Here is a 6729-nt window from a genome sequence, read left to right as displayed (position 1 = left end):
GCTATGCTCTTTGGGTTGGATCGCGCAGCACGTTCGTGTGTTGCAATCAATCGTACGTTTGGACTTAACAGACCAAGGTTTAGGATAGGTCGGGCAACCCGCCGCCGTTTCGGCAGATGCGCCATGGGCATCTCCGCCCAACGCAGCACGAGAGATTGCGCCCCCGCACGAGGTCGCCCAGGGATCGCTCATACGAACGTTTGGTTTCACGATACGAACAGGCAGGCTCCGCCTCCCGATGGACGATGGCCAACCAGGGACATCCACTGCCAGATTTCTGCTGCTTCAGCGCGCCTTGCGGGCGAAGGCGGCTGGACTGTTCGCGATCAGGAGTTCGACTGTCATGATGACAATGGAAAGGGCGCAAAAAATCATTGGCGCCGGGATCGTGAAGGCGAAGGAAATCGGCCAGCCGATGAATATTGCCGTCGTCGATGCAGGCGCCAACCTGACGGCTTTCGCGCGCATGGATGGGGCGTGGCTTGGCAGCATCGACATCGCCATCAACAAGGCCTTCACCGCGAAGGCCTTCGATATCTCGACGCTGGAACTTGGCCGCAACAGCCAACCGCGGGACCAGTTCTTCGGCATCCACGTATCGAACCACGCCCGGGTCATGATCTTCGCCGGTGGCATCCCGATCAAAATGAACGGCCAGATCGTCGGCGCCGTCGGCGTCAGCGGCGGCAGCGGCGAGCAGGACCAGGCAGTGGCGGAGGCAGCGGTCGCCGCCTGGTCATAGTGTCATGGGCCGGGAAGCCTCTCCGTGAGGAACAGCAAGCCGGCGTAGGCGGAGTTTTCCAATGACGACACTCCCAATCTCGCAATTTGTTGGCCGATATCGAATGGAGGGTCCGACGAAAGCGATCTGGCGGTTCAGATGGCTTGGTCTGCTGCTGACAGGCGCGTCGCTCTTGCTTGGCCCGGCATTGGCCGCCGCACAGACGCCAACGGTGCCGGCCTCCGCGGCGCCGTCCGAGGACGGTCAATGGACGATGCCCGCGAAGAACTATGCGGCCACGCGATATTCTGCGCTCGACGAAATCAACGGCGCGAATGTGGGCAAGCTCCAGGTCGCCTTTGCCTTCTCGACCGGCGTCGATCACGGGCAGGAAGCGGCGCCGATCGTGGCGAACAACACGATGTTCATTGTGACGCCCTATCCGAACATCGTCTTTGCGCTCGATCTTACCAAGCCCGGCGCGCCGATCAAATGGTCGTATCAGCCGCGTCCGGCCGCGGCATCACAGGGTGTGGCGTGCTGTGACGTCGTCAACCGTGGTGCAGCCTATTCGGATGGCAAGCTGTTCTTCAACACGCTCGACGACAACACCGTCGCGCTGGACGCAGAGACCGGCAAGGTGCTTTGGAAGACCAAACTGGGCGACATCAACACCGGCGAGACCATCACGATGGCGCCGCTGGTGGTGAAGGGAAAGGTGCTGGTCGGCGACTCCGGTGGCGAACTCGGCGTACGCGGCTGGTTGGCGGCGCTCGATGGCGCCACCGGCGAGGTGCTGTGGCGGGCCTATGCCACGGGGCCGGACAAGGACGTGCTGATCGGCCCGGGATTTCGCTCGTTCTACGCTTCGGATAACGGCACGGACCTGGGGGTCAAGACCTGGCCGACCGACGCCTGGAAGACCGGTGGAGGAACGATGTGGGGATGGATCGCCTACGATCCCGACCTGAACCTGATCTATTACGGCACCGGAAATCCTGGCCCCTGGAACCAGGAGCAGCGTCCTGGCGACAACAAATGGACCACCACGCTGTTCGCACGCAATCCCGATACCGGCGCCGCCAAATGGGCGTTGCAGTATAACCCGCATGACGAGCACGATTACGACGGGATCAACGAGCAGATCTTGGTCGACATGACTGTGGACGGCAACCCGCGCAAGGTGCTGCTGCATCCTGACCGCAACGGTCATCTCTACGTGGTGGACCGCGAGAGCGGCGAGATCATCTCGGCCAAGCCATACGGATACGTCAATTCCGTTCTCGGCGTCGACCTCAAGACCGGGCGGCCCGTGATGAATCCTGACAAGCTCACCAAGATCGGCACTGTCGTACATGACATCTGTCCGACGGCGTCCGGCCTCAAGGACTGGAATCCGTCGGCGTTTTCGCCGTCGACCGGCCTGATGTACATACCCCATGAGAACCTGTGCATGGATTGGAAGAGCAGGCCCGTCAGCTACATCTCTGGCACGCCGTTCGTCGGTGCCGAGGTCGTCACCAAGGCCGGCCCCGGCGGCAATCGCGGCGAGTTCACCGCCTGGGATCCGGTAGAGAGCAAGCCGGTCTGGACCATCAAGGAGGACCTGCCGTTGTGGAGCGGCACGATGGCCACCGCCGGCGGACTGGTTTTCTACGGAACCATGAATGGCTGGTTCAAAGCCGTCGACGCCAAGACGGGCGAACTGAAATGGCAGTTCAGGACCGGCTCGGGGATCATCGGCCAGCCGATCGCCTATCGGGGTCCGGACGGGCACGAATACGTCGCTATCCTGTCGGGGGTCGGCGGCTGGGCAGGCGCCATCGTCTCCGGCGACCTTGATCCGCAGGATCCCACCGGCGCGCTTGGCATGAACGGCGTCATGGCGGACCTCAAGACGAAAACCGCACCCGGAGGGACGCTCTATGTCTTCACCCTGCCGAAACCCTGAGCGATGGGCGGCCGCGACGCGGCTCCTGCCTTTCGCCCTTGTCACGGTGCTTGCCGTCGCCGCCACTAACGCATCGGCGCAACAAGGCACTCCCCCGGAGGCACAGCACGGGCCCAACGAGATTGCCGTCACCGGCCTCTTCCCCAATGGCGGCGCTCCGCCCCCGCAGGATCCGATTGGAGCGCGGTTCGAGGGAGACAAGCCCGCGATCGCGGCCGGCAAGGAGCTGTTCGGCCAAATGAACTGCACGGGCTGTCATTTCAATGGCGGCGGCGGCATGGGGCCGGCGCTGATGTCCGGCCATTGGCGCTATGGCGGACGGATCGACCAGATCTATGCGTCGATCGCGCAAGGCCGTCCGAACGGCATGCCGTCCTGGCAGGACAGCTTGCAGCCTCAGCAGATCTGGGAACTGGCGGCATATGTGAAGTCGCTGTCGGCGCCCGCTTCCTCTTCGGCCTCGCAAACCGCGACGAGCATCAAGCCATGAAATGGCGCCGGTGTTTCAGCGTCGTGATATCGGCGGCGTCCATGACCATCAGCGCAGCCACCGCGGATGCCGCCGCGCTTCGCGTCTGCGCCGATCCCAACAATCTTCCGTTCTCGGACCAGGCTGGCCACGGTTTCGAGAACGAGATCGTCGCGCTGATCGCACGGGATCTCGGCTCGACCGTGGACTATACGTGGTGGGCGCAGCGGCGCGGCTATGTCCGTCACACGCTGAAGGCGGACGTCTGTGACGTCTGGTCCGGCGTCGTGAGCGGCGCCGAGATGATGACCAGCACCCGGTCGTACTACCGCTCGAGCTATGTCTTCGTCTCACGCGCCGATCGCGGCCTGCATATTGCCTCGTTCGACGATCCGCAGCTTCGCAATCTCGTCATCGGGGTGCAGATGGTGGGCTCCGACGCGATGAACACGCCGCCGGCGCATGCCCTTGCCCACCGCGGCATCGTGCAGAACGTGCGCGGCTACATGCTCTATGGAGATTACCGCCAGCCGCACCCGTCATCAGCGATCATCGATGCGGTCGAAAACGGCGATGTCGACGTCGCTGTGGTGTGGGGCCCGGTGGCCGGTTACTTCGCCGCGCAGGGTTCCAAACCGTTGACTCTCGAGCCGGTCGAGCCCTGGCGCGACGGCACCGAATTGCCGATGGCGTTCTATATTTCGATGGGGGTTCGCCGTGGCGACAATGCGCTGCTGCGGCGCCTCAATGATTCACTCGAACGAAACCACACCGCTATCTCGGCGATTCTCGCCGAGTATCACGTGCCGGTTCTGCCGGATGCCTTTGCACCGCGCTGAAACGGCTTAATTCCTCTGACCACATCGAAAGAGAGCCTTATCATGAGCAAAAATCGTGGCGTCGTCTACACCAAGCCAGGGGAAGTCCAGGTCCAGGACATCGCCGATCCCAAGTTCGAGAACCCACGAGGCGGCAAGATCGAGCATGGCGTGATCCTGAAGGTGGTTTCGACCAATATCTGCGGATCCGATCAGCACATGGTCCGCGGCCGCACAACGGCTCCGGCAGGCATGGTGCTCGGGCACGAGATCACGGGCGAGGTGATAGAGAAGGGCTCGGATGTCGAGATGATCGCGGTGGGCGATCTCGTCTCGGTGCCGTTCAACGTCGCCTGTGGACGATGCCGCGCCTGCCGCGAGACCAATACCGGCGTGTGTCTCACGGTCAATCCCGGTCGTGCCGGGGGCGCCTACGGCTATGTCGATATGGGTGACTGGATCGGCGGACAGGCCCGCTACGTCATGGTCCCCTATGCCGATTTCAATCTGCTCCAGTTTCCGGACAAGAACCAGGCGATGTCCAAGATCATGGACCTGACCATGCTGACGGACATCCTGCCGACCGGCTTCCACGGCGCGTTGACTGCGGGCGTCAAGCCGGGGTCGACGGTCTATGTCGCGGGCGCCGGTCCGGTAGGCCTCGCGGCTGCCGCCTCCGCCCAGCTCTTGGGTGCGGCTGTGATCATGATCGGCGACATGAACGAGGCTCGGCTAAGTCACGCCAGAAAGGTCGGCTTCGTGCCGATCGATCTCACCAAACACGATCGGCTTGGCGAGCAGGTGGCCGCGGTCGTTGGCGAACCCACGGTGGATTCGGTCGTCGATGCGGTGGGTTTCGAAGCCAAGGGCCATGGCGGTGGCGATCAGCCCGCGATCGTGCTGAACCAGGCGATGGAGATCATCCGGCCGGCTGGCGTCATCGGCATACCCGGATTGTATGTCACCGAAGATCCCGGCGCGCATGACAAGGCCGCCAAGACCGGCAATCTCAGTCTTCGCCTGGGCCTTGGCTGGTCCAAGTCGAACTCCTTCCACACCGGCCAGACGCCTGTCCTGCGCTACAACCGCCAGCTCATGATGGCGCTGCTGAATAACCGACTGCCCATCGCAAAGATCGTCAATGCCAAAGCGATCAGCCTGGAGGACGCGCCGAAGGGCTACGCCGAATTCGACAAAGGCATCGCGGCCAAATTCGTGCTCGATCCGCACGGCTTGTTGCCGAAGGCAGCCTGACTGTACTGGATCAGGAGTTCGACCGTCATCATGAAAATGGAAAAGGCCCCAAGGCTCATTGAGGTGGCGGTCAAGGCAAGTCCGGGGAACGGTCGCAGGCTGCGCAGCGTGATTGCCGCCGGCCTGCTGCTCGTCGGGTCCGCCTCCGCCGCGCGCGCCGCCGATCCCGCCGCCGGCGAGAAGATATTCAAAGAGCAGTGCGGCATCTGCCACGCCGTGATCGCGGGTGAGAATCGCATCGGTCCGACGCTGTTCGGTGTGGTCGGCCGTACGGCCGGCAGCGTTCCAGGTTTCAACTACACCGCCGACCACAAGAAGCTCGGCATCACATGGGACGCCGCCACCCTCGAAAAATACCTCGCCAATCCTCGCGCGATGGTGCCGGATACCTCGATGGTCTACGCCGGCCTGAAGGATGACGCCGAGCGCGCCGACCTGGTCGCGTATCTCGAAACGCTGCACTGAGGGGGTACTGGCGGATTGATCCTGCGTGTGCTGAAAACCGTAGTAATGAGGTCCGCCAGGAATAGAGCAAGGGCTGGTGTTTCCAGTCCGCTGAACCGGGCGAACGGCCGGCGCATCTTTGTCCAACATTTGCCCGGTCAGCAATTCTGGTGCCGCAACGTTAAGGCCTCTGAATTGATCGCAGGAACAGATTGCCGATCGACGGCAGTCAGCAAGTCCGCCCTCGGGCGTTCGATCGCGGATCACTCCGGATCCGCTTATGCGAGACACCACGACGCCGCCCGATCAGCGCTCCTCCTGCGCCTCTGCGCGGCTGAGCGCGTTGTATTCGAATGCCAGAAAATCAAGGAAAGCACGCACGGAAGGGAGTAAGCCTCGGCGCGATGGAAATACCGCGTGAATGATGGCTGTCCGGGGAGCCCATTCGGGCAGGACATCGATGAGCTTCCCCTCCGAAACGTCCTTCTGCACGACAATGGTTGGCAAGTGCACGACCCCGACGCCCCGCAAGGCCGCGAGCCGCAAGGTGGCCATGTCCTCGGTGACGAAACGAGGTCGGTGAGGAATCCGGGCGGTTGCGCCGTTCGGCCCCTCAAGGTACCACTCGTGTTCCTGGTGGGGCGGACCCCATGCGAGGCTGGGAAGGGTGCTCAAGTCGGCTGGCACGAACGGGTGGGACAGTCCCTCCAGCACGGCAGGCGTAGCTACCAGGCGCTGCGGACTTTCCGCGAGCACCTTCATGACGAGATCGCTTTCCTCCAGAGGCGGGAAGCGCGCCCGGATCGCCACATCGAAGCCTTCGCGGATCACATCGACGGGCCGGCTGGTGCTTTCGAGATGCACCTCCACTTTCGGTCGTTCGGCCATGAAGCGGACGATCATCTCGCCCACCTGAAAATACAGCAGAGGGGAAGGGCAGCTCACCCGGACGATGCCCTGCGGCTCGGCGCGCACCCGCTCGATCGCTTCCTGCGCCGCGTCGGCTTCGACCAGCATGGCGACGCAATGGCGGTAGTAGCCTTGTCCGATCTCGGTGATGGCGAAACGGCGG

General features: G+C 63.0%; 7 protein-coding genes. 6 read left to right on the top strand and 1 reads right to left on the bottom strand.

Annotated elements, in window-relative coordinates:
- The first annotated feature begins 343 nt into the window (after positions 1–343).
- The 6 genes from WCB02_RS37560 (at position 344) to WCB02_RS37535 (ending at position 5678) form a co-directional block, all read left to right on the top strand.
- A complete protein-coding gene (locus tag WCB02_RS37560; RefSeq protein WP_423966993.1) occupies positions 344–742 on the top strand; it encodes a GlcG/HbpS family heme-binding protein in 399 nt (132 codons plus the stop codon).
- Positions 743–845: 103 nt separating this feature from the next.
- Positions 846–2672, top strand: a complete 1827-nt coding sequence (locus WCB02_RS37555; RefSeq protein WP_423966995.1) for a methanol/ethanol family PQQ-dependent dehydrogenase — start codon at positions 846–848, stop codon at positions 2670–2672.
- The gene (locus tag WCB02_RS37550) at positions 2647–3162 is read left to right on the top strand and encodes a c-type cytochrome (protein WP_423966990.1); all 516 of its coding nucleotides are present in this window, start codon (positions 2647–2649) and stop codon (positions 3160–3162) included. Before WCB02_RS37555 ends, WCB02_RS37550 begins: the two co-directional genes overlap by 26 nt.
- Positions 3163–3203: 41 nt before the next feature.
- Positions 3204–3980 (top strand): substrate-binding domain-containing protein, encoded by a 777-nt coding sequence (locus tag WCB02_RS37545; protein WP_423966988.1) that lies wholly within the window; start codon positions 3204–3206, stop codon positions 3978–3980.
- Between the two features lie 42 nt (positions 3981–4022).
- Entirely contained in the window at positions 4023–5213 is a 1191-nt protein-coding gene (gene fdhA, locus WCB02_RS37540; protein WP_423966986.1) for a formaldehyde dehydrogenase, glutathione-independent, read from the top strand.
- Positions 5214–5243: 30 nt separating this feature from the next.
- On the top strand, positions 5244–5678 hold the full coding sequence (locus WCB02_RS37535; RefSeq protein WP_423966984.1) for a c-type cytochrome: 435 nt from the start codon (positions 5244–5246) through the stop codon (positions 5676–5678).
- 285 nt (positions 5679–5963) lie between these two features.
- Here WCB02_RS37535 and WCB02_RS37530 read toward each other — a convergent pair.
- Positions 5964–6729: LysR substrate-binding domain-containing protein (locus tag WCB02_RS37530; RefSeq protein ID WP_423966981.1), on the bottom strand; the 766-nt coding region annotated here is incomplete at its 5' end.

It is taken from the genome of Bradyrhizobium sp., assembly GCF_049581145.1.
GTDB lineage: Bacteria > Pseudomonadota > Alphaproteobacteria > Rhizobiales > Xanthobacteraceae > Bradyrhizobium.
This window is presented reverse-complemented; position numbering and strand designations above follow the sequence as displayed.

Bases quoted from the DNA above. Each gene is read 5' to 3' on its own strand.
- WCB02_RS37545 (WP_423966988.1), top strand. From the start codon at position 3,204: ATGACCATCAGCGCAGCCACCGCGGATGCCGCCGCGCTTCGCGTCTGC.
- WCB02_RS37555 (WP_423966995.1), top strand. From the start codon at position 846: ATGGAGGGTCCGACGAAAGCGATCTGGCGGTTCAGATGGCTTGGTCTG.
- fdhA (WP_423966986.1), top strand. From the start codon at position 4,023: ATGAGCAAAAATCGTGGCGTCGTCTACACCAAGCCAGGGGAAGTCCAG.
- WCB02_RS37550 (WP_423966990.1), top strand. From the start codon at position 2,647: ATGTCTTCACCCTGCCGAAACCCTGAGCGATGGGCGGCCGCGACGCGG.
- WCB02_RS37560 (WP_423966993.1), top strand. From the start codon at position 344: ATGATGACAATGGAAAGGGCGCAAAAAATCATTGGCGCCGGGATCGTG.
- WCB02_RS37535 (WP_423966984.1), top strand. From the start codon at position 5,244: ATGAAAATGGAAAAGGCCCCAAGGCTCATTGAGGTGGCGGTCAAGGCA.